Here is a 13,424-nt window from a genome sequence, read left to right as displayed (position 1 = left end):
TCCGCCTCGACCCCCACGACGTTACCGCTCATTAACCGATGATCGATCGTCCGGGGCGGGCATGCTGTCCGGGTGCGTGTGACGTATCCGACAGAGGAGGGGTACAAGTGCCGCCTATCGGCAGAAGAGGGTTCGTGACCGGTGCCACCGGGGCGGCGCTCGCCGTGACGGGAGCGACAGGGGCGGCGACGACCGGCGCCCCGTCGGCGGCCGCGACGCCGTCGGACGCCACGTCGCCGGGGAGGCGGAGACCGCACCGGCGGCGCGCGTTCCGCGGCATGTGGCTGGCGACGGTCGCCAACCGCGACTGGCCCTCGCGCGCCGGACTGACCGCGGAGGTGCAGCGGGCCGAGCTCCTCGCCCATCTCGACGCGGCGGTGGCGCGCCGCCTCAACACGGTCGTCCTCCAGGTCAGGCCGACCGCCGACGCGCTGTGGCCCTCGCCGTACGAGCCGTGGGCGCAGTGCCTCACCGGTACGCAGGGCCGCGACCCGGGCTGGGACCCGCTGGGCACGGCCGTCGACGAGGCCCATGCGCGGGGCCTCGAACTGCACGCCTGGTTCAACCCGTACCGGGTGGCGAACCACACGGACCCGGCCCGGCTCGTCGCCGGCCATCCGGCCCGGCTCCACCCGGAGTGGGTGCTGCCGTACGGCGGGAAGCTGTACTACAACCCGGGCCTGCCCGAGGTCCGGAGCTTCGTCCAGGACGCGATGCTGGACGCGGTGCGGCGGTACGACGTCGACGCCGTGCACTGGGACGACTACTTCTACCCGTACCCGGTGGCCGGGCAGGTCTTCGCCGACGACGAGGCGTACGCGCGGTACGGCGGGGACTTCCCCGACAAGGCGTCCTGGCGGCGGAACAACACCGATCTGCTGGTCTCCGAGATGTCCCGCCGGATCAAGGAGACCAAGCGGCACGTGGCCTTCGGGGTGAGCCCCTTCGGGGTCTGGCGCAACGCCGCCACCGACCCGGAGGGCTCGGACACCCGCGCCGGCGTCCAGACGTACGACGACCTGTACGCCGACACCCGGAAGTGGGTCCGGGAGGGCTGGCTGGACCACGTCGTGCCGCAGCTGTACTGGAACATCGGCCTGCCCGCCGCCGACTACGCCGAGCTGCTGCCCTGGTGGGACGCGGTGGTACGGGGGACCGGCGTCGGCCTGTACATCGGCGAGGCGCTCTACAAGGCGGGCGATCCCGCCCAGCCCGCCGCGTGGCAGGACCCGGGGGAGCTCTCACGCCACCTCGCGCTCGCCGCCACGTATCCGGGGGTCGGCGGCCACTGCTTCTTCGCGGCGAAGGAGGTCACCACGGACCGGATCGGGGCGATGGCCGCCGTGGTGGCCGACCACTACCCGACCCGGGTCCGTCCGCCGAAGACGTGAGGGCTCAGCGGGCCCCTCCCTCCGGATGGTGGCGTACGACGGTGTCGGGGCCCGGGGACATCAGGGCCTCGTGACCGTCGTCGTCGAACTTCACGCGGTACGGGGGAGTGCCGTTCTCCCCCAGTACCTGAAGGACCTCGGCCGTACGGTCGTGATGACCGACGGTCCGGCCGTGCACCAGCAGTTTGTCGCCCACGCTCGCCTGCATCGGGGTGACCTCCTCGCGACCGGGCTTGACCTGGTTGGGCCGTATACCTGCCATTGTGGCCCGCTTCACCCCGATGCGTCATGTCAGTTCTTGGCCCGCTGGGTCACCGCGATGCAGACGAGGACGGCCACCGCGGCGACCGGGGCGGCCGGCGGCAGCGTCTCGCCGAGCAGGAAGACCGACCAGAAGAGGGTGAGCAGCGGCTGGGCGAGCTGGAGCTGGCTGGCCTTCGGGATGCCGATCGACGCCATGCCCCGGTACCAGACGTAGAGGCCGAAGAAGGTGGAGCCGGCGGCGACCCAGACCAGGCCGATGACGCCGTGGGCGTTCAGGTGGACGGGCTCGACGGACAGGGCGACCGCGGAGGCCGCCACCATCAGCGGCAGGCAGAGCACCAGGGCCCAGCCGATGACCTGCCAGCCCGGCATGAGCCGCGCGAGCCGTCCGCCCTCGGTGTAGCCGGCCGCGCAGACCAGGAGCGCGCCGAAGAGGTAGAGGTCGCCCCGCGACAGGGCGCCGCCGCTCTCCTTGAGCGTGAACGCGATCACCACCACCGCGCCGGAGACGGCCGCGAACCAGAAGGTGCGGGACGGGCGCCGGCCGGTCCGCAGCGCGGCGAAGGTCGCGGTGGTGAGGGGGAGCAGACCCACCACGACGGCGGCGTGCGAGGTGGTGGAGGTCTGCAGGGCCAGCGTCGTCAGGAGCGGGAAGCCGACGACGACGCCGCCGGCGACCACGGCGAGGCCCGCCCAGTGGCGCCGGTCGGGCAGCGGCACCCGGCCGGCGAGCAGGAACGCGCCCGCGACGAGGGCGGCGAGGGTGGAGCGCACGGCCACCAGGGACCAGGGGCCGAAACTTTCCAGGCCCCAGACGGTCGACGGGAAGGTGAGCGAGAACGACACCACGCCGAGGACGGCGAGCAGGGTGCCGCGGCCGACCGGATCGGTGCCGGCCGGGGCGGACGCGGCCCCGGTCGACGCGGCCCGGGCCGACGTGGGCGGGGCCGTCGAGGCGATCGGGCCGGTGGCGGTCTGCCCGGTGGCGGGGACCGCTATCGTCGTGATGGCAGTAGCGCTATTCTGTGTCCTCATGCATGAGCGTAGCAGTGTGGTGGAACTGGCGAAATCCCTGCGAGCGGAACTCGACCGCTACTCACCCGGTGGAAAACTGCCATCGAGTCGTGCCCTCGTCGAGCGGTACCGGGTCTCCCCGGTGACCGTCACCCGCGCCCTCGCCCAGCTCGCCTCCGAAGGACTCGTGGTCACCCGCCCCGGTGCCGGAGCCTTCCGCGCCGAGCCCCGCACCCCCACGCCCGTCGCCGGAGACACCTCCTGGCAGGAGGTCGCGCTCAGCGCCGACACCGCCACCGAACTCGTGCCCCGCGCCGTCGACGCCTCCGGCGTCCTCGTCACCCTCTCCGTGCCCCCGCCCGGCGTGATCGAGTTCAACGGCGGCTACCTCCACCCCTCCCTCCAGCCGGAGCAGGCCCTCGCCGCCGCCCTCGCCCGCGCCGGACGGCGCCCCGGCGCCTGGGGCCGGCCGCCCACCGACGGCCTGCCCGAACTGCGCGAGTGGTTCGCCCGCGAGATCGGCGGCAGCGTCACGGCGGCCGAGGTCCTCATCACCGCCGGCGGCCAGTCCGCCCTCACCACCGCGCTGCGCGCCCTCGCCCCGCCCGGCACCCCCGTCCTCGTCGAGTCGCCCACCTACCCCGGCATGCTCGCCGTCGCCCGCGCCGCGGGACTCCGCCCCGTCCCCGTGCCCGCCGACGCCGACGGCGTCCGCCCCGAACTCCTCGAAGCCGCCTTCCGCGCCACCGGCGCCCGCGTGTTCGTCTGCCAGCCGCTCTTCCAGAACCCCACCGGAGCGGTCCTCGCCCCCGAACGGCGCCGGGAGGTCGTCCGGATCGCCCGCGCCGCCGGGGCCTTCGTCGTCGAGGACGACTTCGCCCGCCGGCTCGTCCACGAGGACGCCCCGCCGCTGCCCGCCCCGCTCGCCGCCGAGGACCCCGACGGCGTCGTCATCCACGTCTGCTCGCTCACCAAGGCCACCTCGCCCAGCCTGCGCGTCGGCGCCCTGGCCGCCCGCGGCCCCGTCCTGGAGCGGCTGCGCGCCATCCAGGTCGTCGACAGCTTCTTCGTGCCCAGGCCCCTCCAGGAGGCCGCCCTCGAACTCGTCGGCGCACCCGCCTGGCACCGCCACCTCCGCGCCGTCTCCCAGGAGCTCAGGAGCCGCCGCGCGGTGATGACGGGCGCGGTCGCCCAGGACCTGCCCGGCCTGGCCCTGCCCCACGTCCCCTCCGGCGGCTACCACCTGTGGCTCCGCCTCCCCGACGCCCTGCCCGAGGCCTCCCTCCTCGGCGCCGCGCTGCGGGCCGGCGTCGCCGCCGCCCCCGGCCGCCCCTACTTCTGCGCCGAACCCCCCGCCGGGCACATCCGGCTGAGTTTCGCGGGTGTCGCGGGCCCCGCCGAGATCGCGGAAGGGGTGCGCCGCCTCCGTACGGCCGTCGACGAGCTCACCGCGTGAGCAGCGGGCCCGGCCGGGGGGACGTCCCGGCCGGGCCCGGACCGGCCCCGGCCCCCGGCAAATTCACCTGACAACCCGCCGCCGCTCCTGGAAGCCTGCGGCCATGGACGACAGCGCCCTCCCCGACACCCCCGCCGCCCCCCTCATGCACGGGGCGTACGAGATCTCAGCCGACCCGGCGCGGATCGACGCCGCCCTCGTCCACCACTGGCTCTCCACGGACTCCTACTGGGCCCTCGGCCGACCTCGGGAGAAGCAGGACAGCGCCATCGCGGGTTCGCTCAACCTCGGGGCCTACGACCGCGAGACCGGCGCGATGAGCGCCTACGCGCGAGTAGTCACCGACTACGCCACCTTCGCCTGGCTCTGCGACGTCTACGTCGACCGCCCCGCCCGCGGCACCGGTCTCGGCACCGCGCTCGTCGCCGCCGTCCGCGACCACCTGGAGCCGTACGGACTGCGCCGCATCATGCTCGCCACCGCCGACGCGCACGGCGTGTACGAGAAGGTCGGTTTCACGCCACTCCAGAATCCGGACAAGTGGATGGCTCTCGGGCAGCACTGAACCCCACCCCCTCCCGCCCCGCGAATCAACCCCTTGACCTGCGGGGCCACCGGCCTCACGATCGCGGCCATGGGTCTTCGGGTGACGCTCGTCACGGCGGCACGCAGCTCCTCCCTGCTCGCCGAACGCTTCGACGACGACCGGCCGCTCGACGAGGCCGGCTGGTACGAGGTGCAGCAGGCCGCGCCCGCGCTCATCCCGCTCGGCTCCGCCGAACTGCGCTACTGCTCCCCGACCCCGCGCAGCCGCGCCACCGGCACCGCCCTCGGATACGCGCCGCTCGCCCAGCCCGCGCTGCGCGACTGCGACATGGGCCGCTGGCGCGGCCTGACCCTCGCCGAGGTCGCCGCCCTCGAACCGGCCGCCGTCGACGCCTGGCTCACCGACGCCCGCACCGCCCCGCACGGCGGCGAACCGCTCCTCGCCTTCATCACCCGCATAGGGAACTGGCTCGACACCCGCCCCGCCGACGACGGCGCCATCGTCGCCGTCGCCGAACCCTCCGTCGTACGGGCCGCCCTCGTCTATGCCCTCAAGGCGCCGCCCGCCACGTACTGGAACGTCGACGTCCGCCCCCTCTCCACCGTCACCCTCACCGGCCGGCCCGGCCTCTGGCACCTCCACCTCGACACGGCCTTGCGCTGAACAGACGAGCATCCGGCGAGCGGGGCGCGGGCGACCGGCTAGCCTGAGAGCACGATGAACCGTTTGACCACGTCATGGGGCGCCTTCACGCTGACCCGCTTCCCCGAGGACCCGCGCGACCAGCTGCGCGCCTGGGACGCGTCCGACGAGTACCTCCTCGGCCACCTCGCCGAGGCAGGTACCGACCTGTCCGGCACCGTCGCCGTCCTCGGCGACCGCTGGGGAGCGCTCGTCACCGCCTTGCAGGCCGCCGGACCCGGCGAGCTCGTCCAGATCTCCGACTCGTACCTCGGCCGCCGGGCCACCGAGGCCAACCTCGCGCGCGCCGGGGCCGCCCCGGACGCCGTCCGCCTGCTCACCACGCAGGACCCGCCGCCCGCACGGATCGACGTGCTCCTCGTCCGCGTCCCCAAGAGCCTCGCGCTCCTGGAGGACCAGCTGCACCGGCTCGCACCCGCCGTGCACGAGGGCACCGTGGTCGTCGGCACCGGCATGGTCAAGGACATCCACACCTCCACCCTCAAGCTCTTCGAGCGGATCCTCGGCCCCACCCGCACCTCCCTCGCGGTGAAGAAGGCCCGGCTGATCCACACCACGCCCGACCCGGCCCTCACCCCGGGCCGGAACCCCTGGCCGTACCGGTACGACCTCCCGGCCGACACCCCGGCGCCCGGCCTCCCCGGACTCACCGTCACCAACCACGCCGGTGTGTTCTGCGCCGACCGCCTCGACATCGGCACCCGCTTCCTCCTCGCCAACCTCCCGGGCGGCTTCGGCCGGGCCCGCGTCGCCGACCTCGGCTGCGGAAACGGCGTCGTCGGCCTCGCCGTCGCCCTCCACGAACCCGAGGCGGAACTGGTCTTCGCCGACGAGTCGTACCAGGCGGTCGCCTCCGCCGAGGAGAACTTCCGCACCCACGTGGGCGATCGGCGCACGGCCGAGTTCCTCGTCGGCGACGGCCTCTCCGACCTGCCCGCCGGCTCCGTGGACCTGGTCCTCAACAACCCCCCGTTCCACAGCCACCAGGCCACCACCGACCGCACCGCCCGGCGCATGTTCGCCGACGCCCGGCGCGCCCTCCGCCCCGGCGGCGAGCTGTGGATCGTCGGCAACCGCCACCTCGGCTACCACGTCACCCTCCGCCGCATCTTCGGCAACAGCGAACTCGTCGCCAGCGACGCGAAGTTCGTCGTCCTGCGCGCCGTACGACAGGCCTAGGACCCGCCCCGGGCGGCCCGGTCCCGCCTCACGCGGTCCGGGCCCGCCCGGACCGGCTCCGGCTCAGCCGCCCCAGGTACGGGAGCACAGGACGAGCTGGTAGCCGTCCGGGTCGGCGACGGTGACGCCCCACTCGTCCCAGTACGGGTTGTGCGGGGACACGCGGGTGCCGCCGGCGGCCAGCAGCCGCTCCACCTGCTCGTCCTGGACCGGCGCGCCGAGGTAGACGACGAACAGGTCGTCGACGGTCGGGGCCGGCTCCAGCGGGTTCCCGGGATCGCGGGTCAGCTCGAAGTGCCAGCTTCCGTCCGCGGGCCCGACCATCAGCAGTTCGTGCTTCCCCGGCTCCGGATCGGTGCTCCGCCACTGCACCTGGAGCCCCAGCCCGTCGACGTAGAACCGCTCGGCGGCGGCGAGGTCCCGAGAAGGACGAGCGACCCGGACACGGGTCTGCGCGTTGATCATCATGCCGCCAGGCTAGTGCTGTGGCCGGAAAGGTCTGCCGGTTCGCGGCGTCCGGTGCGCGGGGCCTTCCCGGGCCCGCCAGGGCCGAGGGGACGCGTCGCAAGGCGGAGGGCCGCGGCTCGTACCGGACGTACGTGCGCGGTCCGACAACGCGGCGAGGTGCCGCGCCGGGCGTCGTGAGGCGGTGAACCCTTCCGGCCACAGCACCAGGCGGTGGCGGTGCCGCCGGGAACGGGGAGCGGCCGGTCCGGCAGACTCCCCGGACGGCGCTCACCAGTCGGGGAAGGCCAGGTCCAGGGCCTTGACCCGGTCCTCCCCGGCGGTCACCGAGAGCGTGGCGATGCGCTCCCGGCGGAAGGTGAACATCAGCGCCGCGACCGGACGGCCCCCGACGAAGGCGACCGCGCCGACCGCCCCGTCGACCAGAGCGGGCCGGGACACGTCCGCGAACCGCGCGAACGCGGCGGCGCCCTCGGCGACGGCGGGCGCGCCGTGCACCGGGCCCCGGTCGGAGTACGCCACGACGTCCGGATCCAGGACGGCCGCCAGCGCGCGGGCGTCCCGCGCGCGTGCGGCCGCCAGGAACCGGTCCACCAGCACCCGTTGCCGCCCGGGATCGTCGGCGCCCCGGACCGTCCCCACGCCCCGGACCCGCTCCCGCGCCCGTCGCGCCAGCCGCGCCACCTCCACCGGAGAGTCCCCGGTGATCCGCGCCGCCTCGGCCGGCGGCAGCCCGAAGAGGTCGTGCAGCACGTACGCGATCCGCTCCTCGGCCCCCAGCGACTCCAGGACGACGAGCAGGGCCAGCCATACGGAATCGACGTCGGCCACGTGCACGGAGGCCGGATCCCCGGTGGGAGGCCGTCTTCCGGGCCCGGCGCCTGGAGCGGGGCCCGGGGCGGTCGTGTCCGCCGTGACTCCCGCGGCGGCGTCCGGGTCGGTCGTGTCCGTCGTGCCCACCGTGGCGCCTGCGGTGGACGCCCCGTCCGTCGTGCCCGCCGTGGCTCCGGAGCCGTCCGCCGTTCCCCGGCCGCCGAGCCACGGCCCCGACGCGGCCCGGTCCTGGAGGCCGCGCACGCAGGTCCGGCCGACGAGGGCCGTCAGCCAGGCCCGTACGGCGGCGCCGCCGTCGCGGTCGAGGCCCGCCCGTGCCGCGGCGAGCATCTCCTCGGCTTCGGCCGGGGACCCCATCATCCGGAGGGCCACGCCCCGCAACCGTTCCTCGTGCGCGTCGAAGCGGAGGTTCAGGGCGGCCAGAAACGTGTCGTCGGACATGGCGTCACACTCCTCGTAGGTTCCGTCACCCGGTTGACGCGAGGGGCGAGCCGGATGTGACAGGGCCCGGGAGCGGGAGCGGCGGCGCCGAGTCCGGAGTCAGCCCCGGACGACCGCCCGGGCCACGCGCAGGGCCGGCCCGGCGAGTTCCGCCTCGACGCCCGCGGACCTCGCGGGGTCGAGCACGATCCGGGCCGCGACCTCCTCGCCCCCGGTCAGCAGGCGGTGGCGCAGGTGGGTCGGGGGATGCGTGGAGTCCACCTGGTGCCCGCGCCGCTCCGCGACGCGGCGCAGGCGTTCGTACTCGTGCGCCGGAATCGACGCGCCGTGGGCGGCGACGCGCTCCCACAACCCCTCGGCGGGATCCTCGCGGCGCGCGCCGCCGATCCGGGTCCGCGCCGCGACGACCTCGCGGCCGAGCTCCCCCTCGACGCTGCCGGAGACGAGGAGGCGGTCCATCAGACCGGCCGCCGCCACCGTGCCCCCGGCGCGGGCGGCGGACGCGTCGGCGAGGTACTCGGCGCGCTGCGAGTCGCGCAGGGTGAGGTGCTCCAGGAGGACGAGCACGCCTTCGACGAGCAGCCGGGGCGGAGCGGTGAGCAGATTGACGAGGTCGTCCATCAGGCCGTCGGGGTGCTTCGGGGCCAGCGTGTAGCGCCAGGTCGCCAGGGACTGGAAGGCGCTGCCGACGAGGAGGCCGCGGCGGGTGTCCCCGTGCGCGTAGTGGCCGAACTCGTGGCCGAGGACGGCGACCCGTTCCTGCGGGGACAGGATCCGCCACAGGCCGAGACCGAGGCGGAGCACGCGGTGCCGGCGGACGCCGTAGGTGGTCACCGAGGCGTTGGCGTCCGCCCCGATCACCACCTCGCGTAAGCCGGTCGTGCCGACCTGCTCCGCGATCTCGTCGAGCAGCGCGAAGAGCCGCGGTGCGTCCTGCCGCCGCAGCACGGGCAGCTCGCCCGACAGCCGCGCGAGCTTGGCGAACCGGGGCCGCAGCACGACGGCGAGCGCGATCAGCAGGCCCCCGAGTGCGGGCAGCAGGCCGCGGCCCCACTCGGCGACGAGCAGCCACAGTCCGCCCGCGAGCAGGGCGACCGTCACCCCGTGCACCGCCACGGCGAGCGCCGCCGCGAGCACGCCGTCCCGCCCGGGCCCGCGCCGCGCGCCCACCGTGCCCGTGCCCGTGCCTGCGCCCGTGCCCGCGCCTGTGCCCGTGCCCGTGCCCCGGTTGGTCGGCTCCGCGCCGTCCGCCGTGCCCGCGTGGGCCGAGGCCTCCGCCGTGCCCGAGAGCTCCGCGAAGAGCTGCTCCCCGTACCGGTGCGCCAGGCTCCGCCGCAGACGCTCCACGCGCCCGCGTGCCTCCTCCTGCCGCACCTCGGGGTCGACGTTCCAGTCGCAGGCGGCGCACCACGTGACGTACGCCCCGCCGCCCGTCACCCGCGTCCCGCACTCGGGGCAGTCCTGCCCCGCCGCCCGGCCGACCGTCTGTGCCGTCTCCGTCATGGCACCCCGCCCCCTCGGCGGACCTCTCCCGGTTCCGCCCGTCCTGATTCGCTCTCGTGCGTCGTGCCGCACCCGGTACGGCCGCACTCGGCACGACGTGTGTCGTTCTCGTACGCCGTGCCCGCACTCGGTACGTGCACGACGTGCGCGCACGTGATTCTGGTACCTCCCTCGCGCGCCCGTGCGTGCGGGGAGTCGCAGAAGGGGCCGGCCCGACGCGTGTCGCGTCGGGCCGGCCCCTTCGGGGTGGCGGAGGTGCCGGTCAGTCCGTGCCGAACTCCATGGCGGCGCGGTCCAGCATCTCGTCGTCGTCGGCGACGTCGCCGCGGGAGGCGATGGCCTCGGCGCCGCCCTCGGGCATGGTGCCGATCAGTCCGGTGGCGGCCGCCTGGGCGGCGCCGATGGAGGGGCTGCCGGCGCCGATGAGGCCGAGGCCGGCGTACTGCTCCAGCTTGGCGCGGGAGTCGGCGATGTCGAGGTTCCGCATGGTGAGCTGGCCGATCCGGTCGACCGGGCCGAACGCGGAGTCCTCGGTGCGCTCCATGGAGAGCTTGTCCGGGTGGTAGCTGAAGGCCGGGCCCGTGGTGTCGAGGATCGAGTAGTCCTCGCCGCGCCGCAGCCGGAGGGTGACCTCGCCGGTGACGGCGGCGCCGACCCAGCGCTGGAGGGACTCGCGGACCATGAGGGCCTGCGGGTCGAGCCACCGGCCCTCGTACATGAGGCGGCCGAGGCGACGGCCCTCGTTGTGGTACTGGGCGAGGGTGTCCTCGTTGTGGATCGCGTTGACGAGGCGCTCGTAGGCGGCGTGCAGCAGCGCCATGCCGGGGGCCTCGTAGATGCCGCGGCTCTTGGCCTCGATGATCCGGTTCTCGATCTGGTCGGACATGCCCATGCCGTGGCGGCCGCCGATGGCGTTGGCCTCCATGACCAGGTCGACGGGGGAGGAGAACTCCTTGCCGTTGATCGTCACCGGGCGGCCCTGCTCGAAGCCGATGGTGACGTCCTCGGTGGCGATCTCGACCGACGGGTCCCAGAACTTCACGCCCATGATCGGGTCGACGGTCTCGACGCCCGTGTCCAGGTGCTCCAGGGTCTTGGCCTCGTGGGTGGCGCCCCAGATGTTGGCGTCGGTGGAGTAGGCCTTCTCCGTGCTGTCGCGGTAGGGCAGCTCGTGGGCGAGCAGCCACTCCGACATCTCCTTGCGGCCGCCGAGCTCGGTCACGAAGTCCGCGTCCAGCCAGGGCTTGTAGATCCGCAGGTGCGGGTTGGCGAGCAGGCCGTAGCGGTAGAACCGCTCGATGTCGTTGCCCTTGAAGGTCGAGCCGTCGCCCCAGATCTGGACGTTGTCCTCGAGCATCGCCCGCACCAGGAGGGTGCCGGTGACGGCGCGGCCGAGCGGGGTGGTGTTGAAGTAGGCGCGGCCGCCCGAGCGGATGTGGAACGCGCCGCAGGTGAGTGCGGCAAGGCCCTCCTCGACCAGCGCCGCGCGGCAGTCGACCAGGCGCGCGATCTCGGCGCCGTAGGTCTTGGCGCGGCCGGGCACCGAGGCGATGTCGGGCTCGTCGTACTGGCCGATGTCGGCGGTGTAGGTGCAGGGGATGGCGCCCTTGTCGCGCATCCATGCGACCGCGACGGAGGTGTCGAGTCCGCCGGAGAAGGCGATGCCGACGCGCTCGCCGGCGGGCAGGGAGGTGAGGACCTTGGACATGGGAAGAGTATGCATCATTCTGCATGGTCATGCAACGCCGGGTGCGTGACACCCCGGTGCGAGGGCCCCGCGGGCCCTGCCGACATACAAGAAAAGGCAAGGAGTTCCGCACCCCTCGCCACTCTCAAGGTATAGCGCACAGGGGGTCTTGCGGCAAGGCCCCGGTGGTGTCCCAGAATGGTCGGCCAAGGCCAGGACCTGCGGAAACGCAAGTCCGTGCCGCGTACGCCACGGGTGTGCGCGGCGGCCCGGGCACCACTCCTGATCTTCTCTTCGAACGGGGTTTCCGAGTGTTTGACGTGATCGTGGTCGGCGGCGGACCGACCGGCCTCATGCTCGCTTCCGAACTGCGGCTCGCCGGCGTGGGCGTGGTCGTCCTGGAGAAGCTGACCGGGCCGACCGGGCAGTCCCGCGGACAGGGGCTGCACGCGCGCAGCGTCGAACTGATGGATCTGCGCGGCCTGCTCGACCGCTTCCTCGCCGTCAGCGAGAAGTTCCGGGTCGGCGGTCTCTTCGGTGGCATCGCCAAGCCGTGGCCCGACCGCCTGGACACCGCCCACCCCTACGGCCTCGCCACACCCCAGCCGGTCACCGAGCGGCTGCTGGAGGAGAACGCCGTCGAGGTCGGCGTCGACCTCCGGCGCGGCCGGGAAGTGGTGGGGCTGAGCCAGGACGGGGAAGGGGTGACCGTCGAGCTCGCGGACGGCACGTCGCTGCGCTCGCGCTACCTCGTCGGCTGCGACGGCGGCCGCAGCGTGGTGCGCAAGCTGATCGGCGTGGGGTTCCCCGGCGAGCCCGCCCGGGTCGAGACGCTGCTGGGCGAGATGGGGCTGACGGCGGACGCCGAGACGGTCGCCGCCGTGGTCGCCGAGGTCCGCAAGACCCAGCTCCGGTTCGGCGTCGCCCCTGTCGGCGACGGCGTGCACCGCGTCGTGGTGCCCGCCGACGGCGTGTCCGGGGACCGTACGGCCGCGCCGACCCTGGAGGAGTTCAAGCGACAGCTGCGGGCCGTCGCCGGCACCGACTTCGGCGCGCACTCGCCCCGCTGGCTCTCCCGGTTCGGCGACGCCACCCGGCAGGCCGAGCGCTACCGCGTCGGCCGCGTGCTCCTGGCGGGCGACGCGGCGCACATCCACCCGCCGACCGGCGGACAGGGGCTCAACCTCGGCGTCCAGGACGCGTTCAACCTCGGCTGGAAGCTGGCCGCCGAGGTCAACGGCTGGGCGCCGGAAGGCCTCCTCGACACCTACCACTCCGAACGCCACCCGGTCGGCGCCGCCGTCCTCGACAACACCCGGGCCCAGATCACCCTCCTCGGCACCGACCCCGGCGCGACCGCGCTCCGCGGGCTCTTCGCCCGACTCATGGACTTCGAGGAGGTGAACCGCTACGTCACCGGCCTCATCACCGCCGTCGATGTCCGCTACGACTTCGGCGAAGGCGAAGGCCGAGGTGAAGGCCGAGGTGAAGGCCGAGGTGAAGGTGAAAGGGAGGGCGAAGGCGAAGGCCGGGCCCCCGGGGAAGTCCACGGCCCCGGCGAGGGTCGCGGTCCCGGCCCGGCCCGCGACCTCCTCGGCCGTCGGCTCCGCGACCTCCGGCTGAAGGACGGCCGTCTCTACGAGCTCCTGCGCACCGGCCGCGGCCTCCTCCTCGACCCCGCCGGCCTCCTCTCGGCGGACGGCTGGACCGACCGCGTCGACCACGTCGTCGGCGTCCCCCGGGAGATCGCCACCGGCGACGCCGTCGACCTCCCCGCCCTCCTCCTCCGCCCGGACGGCCACGTGGCCTGGGTCGGCGACGGCCGGCGGGAGCTGCGCGCCGAGCTGTCCCGGTGGTTCGGAGCCCCCAAGGGCTGAAACCGGCCCGTCGCGACGCGCGGCCCCGATGCCGTCCCGGCGCCATTTGGGTGTCAGGGACGGC

The 13,424-nt window shown here is 74.3% G+C and carries 12 protein-coding genes; 6 read left to right on the top strand and 6 right to left on the bottom strand.

Annotated elements, in window-relative coordinates; genetic code table 11:
• The first annotated feature begins 134 nt into the window (after positions 1-134).
• A complete protein-coding gene (locus tag ACIQFX_RS18255; protein ID WP_402464203.1) occupies positions 135-1,391 on the top strand; it encodes a glycoside hydrolase family 10 protein in 1,257 nt (418 codons plus the stop codon).
• Positions 1,392-1,395: 4 nt separating this feature from the next.
• On the opposite strand, the gene ACIQFX_RS18250 is transcribed toward ACIQFX_RS18255, so the two are convergent.
• Together ACIQFX_RS18250 and ACIQFX_RS18245 are read right to left on the bottom strand one after the other, a co-directional pair.
• Positions 1,396-1,599 carry a DUF1918 domain-containing protein gene (locus ACIQFX_RS18250; RefSeq protein ID WP_402464633.1) on the bottom strand — a complete coding sequence of 68 codons (204 nt, stop codon included), beginning with the start codon at positions 1,597-1,599 and terminating at the stop codon, positions 1,396-1,398.
• A gap of 83 nt (positions 1,600-1,682) precedes the next feature.
• Positions 1,683-2,501 carry a DMT family transporter gene (locus ACIQFX_RS18245; protein ID WP_402464631.1) on the bottom strand — a complete coding sequence of 273 codons (819 nt, stop codon included), beginning with the start codon at positions 2,499-2,501 and terminating at the stop codon, positions 1,683-1,685.
• Between the two features lie 22 nt (positions 2,502-2,523).
• On the opposite strand from ACIQFX_RS18245, the gene ACIQFX_RS18240 reads away from it, so the two are divergent.
• From ACIQFX_RS18240 to ACIQFX_RS18225, 4 genes are all read left to right on the top strand, one after another.
• Positions 2,524-4,125, top strand: coding sequence for a PLP-dependent aminotransferase family protein (locus ACIQFX_RS18240; protein ID WP_402464629.1), 1,602 nt, complete (start codon positions 2,524-2,526; stop codon positions 4,123-4,125).
• A gap of 103 nt (positions 4,126-4,228) precedes the next feature.
• Complete coding sequence (locus ACIQFX_RS18235) at positions 4,229-4,690, top strand: GNAT family N-acetyltransferase (protein ID WP_402464201.1); 462 nt, start codon at positions 4,229-4,231, stop codon at positions 4,688-4,690.
• Positions 4,691-4,759: 69 nt separating this feature from the next.
• Complete coding sequence (locus tag ACIQFX_RS18230; RefSeq protein WP_376490117.1) at positions 4,760-5,335, top strand: histidine phosphatase family protein; 576 nt, start codon at positions 4,760-4,762, stop codon at positions 5,333-5,335.
• 54 nt (positions 5,336-5,389) lie between these two features.
• Positions 5,390-6,553 (top strand): methyltransferase, encoded by a 1,164-nt coding sequence (locus tag ACIQFX_RS18225; protein ID WP_402464199.1) that lies wholly within the window; start codon positions 5,390-5,392, stop codon positions 6,551-6,553.
• 63 nt (positions 6,554-6,616) lie between these two features.
• On the opposite strand, the gene ACIQFX_RS18220 is transcribed toward ACIQFX_RS18225, so the two are convergent.
• The 4 genes from ACIQFX_RS18220 to argG form a co-directional block, all read right to left on the bottom strand.
• Positions 6,617-7,021 carry a VOC family protein gene (locus ACIQFX_RS18220; RefSeq protein WP_402464196.1) on the bottom strand — a complete coding sequence of 135 codons (405 nt, stop codon included), beginning with the start codon at positions 7,019-7,021 and terminating at the stop codon, positions 6,617-6,619.
• 267 nt (positions 7,022-7,288) lie between these two features.
• Positions 7,289-8,293, bottom strand: coding sequence for a sigma factor-like helix-turn-helix DNA-binding protein (locus ACIQFX_RS18215; protein WP_402464194.1), 1,005 nt, complete (start codon positions 8,291-8,293; stop codon positions 7,289-7,291).
• A gap of 99 nt (positions 8,294-8,392) precedes the next feature.
• The gene (locus ACIQFX_RS18210; RefSeq protein ID WP_402464192.1) at positions 8,393-9,796 is read right to left on the bottom strand and encodes a M48 family metalloprotease; all 1,404 of its coding nucleotides are present in this window, start codon (positions 9,794-9,796) and stop codon (positions 8,393-8,395) included.
• A gap of 262 nt (positions 9,797-10,058) precedes the next feature.
• Complete coding sequence (gene argG, locus ACIQFX_RS18205; protein WP_376490471.1) at positions 10,059-11,504, bottom strand: argininosuccinate synthase; 1,446 nt, start codon at positions 11,502-11,504, stop codon at positions 10,059-10,061.
• 290 nt (positions 11,505-11,794) lie between these two features.
• Here argG and ACIQFX_RS18200 point away from each other — a divergent pair, with 290 nt between their 5' ends.
• On the top strand, positions 11,795-13,360 hold the full coding sequence (locus ACIQFX_RS18200) for an FAD-dependent monooxygenase (protein ID WP_402464190.1): 1,566 nt from the start codon (positions 11,795-11,797) through the stop codon (positions 13,358-13,360).
• Positions 13,361-13,424: the final 64 nt, after the last annotated feature.

The organism is Streptomyces sp. NPDC093089, from assembly GCF_044754405.1.
In the GTDB taxonomy this organism is placed as follows: Bacteria; Actinomycetota; Actinomycetes; order Streptomycetales; family Streptomycetaceae; genus Streptomyces.
The sequence above is the reverse complement of the archived record's forward strand: the minus strand, read 5'-3'. Positions and strand labels throughout refer to the sequence as shown.

What these genes read in the sequence shown, in the direction of transcription:
- ACIQFX_RS18250 (WP_402464633.1), bottom strand. Translation starts at nt 1,599, where the DNA reads ATGCAGGCGAGCGTGGGCGACAAACTGCTGGTGCACGGCCGGACCGTC.
- ACIQFX_RS18235 (WP_402464201.1), top strand. Translation starts at nt 4,229, where the DNA reads ATGGACGACAGCGCCCTCCCCGACACCCCCGCCGCCCCCCTCATGCAC.
- ACIQFX_RS18230 (WP_376490117.1), top strand. Translation starts at nt 4,760, where the DNA reads ATGGGTCTTCGGGTGACGCTCGTCACGGCGGCACGCAGCTCCTCCCTG.
- ACIQFX_RS18225 (WP_402464199.1), top strand. Translation starts at nt 5,390, where the DNA reads ATGAACCGTTTGACCACGTCATGGGGCGCCTTCACGCTGACCCGCTTC.
- ACIQFX_RS18220 (WP_402464196.1), bottom strand. Translation starts at nt 7,021, where the DNA reads ATGATGATCAACGCGCAGACCCGTGTCCGGGTCGCTCGTCCTTCTCGG.
- ACIQFX_RS18215 (WP_402464194.1), bottom strand. Translation starts at nt 8,293, where the DNA reads ATGTCCGACGACACGTTTCTGGCCGCCCTGAACCTCCGCTTCGACGCG.
- ACIQFX_RS18210 (WP_402464192.1), bottom strand. Translation starts at nt 9,796, where the DNA reads ATGACGGAGACGGCACAGACGGTCGGCCGGGCGGCGGGGCAGGACTGC.
- argG (WP_376490471.1), bottom strand. Translation starts at nt 11,504, where the DNA reads ATGTCCAAGGTCCTCACCTCCCTGCCCGCCGGCGAGCGCGTCGGCATC.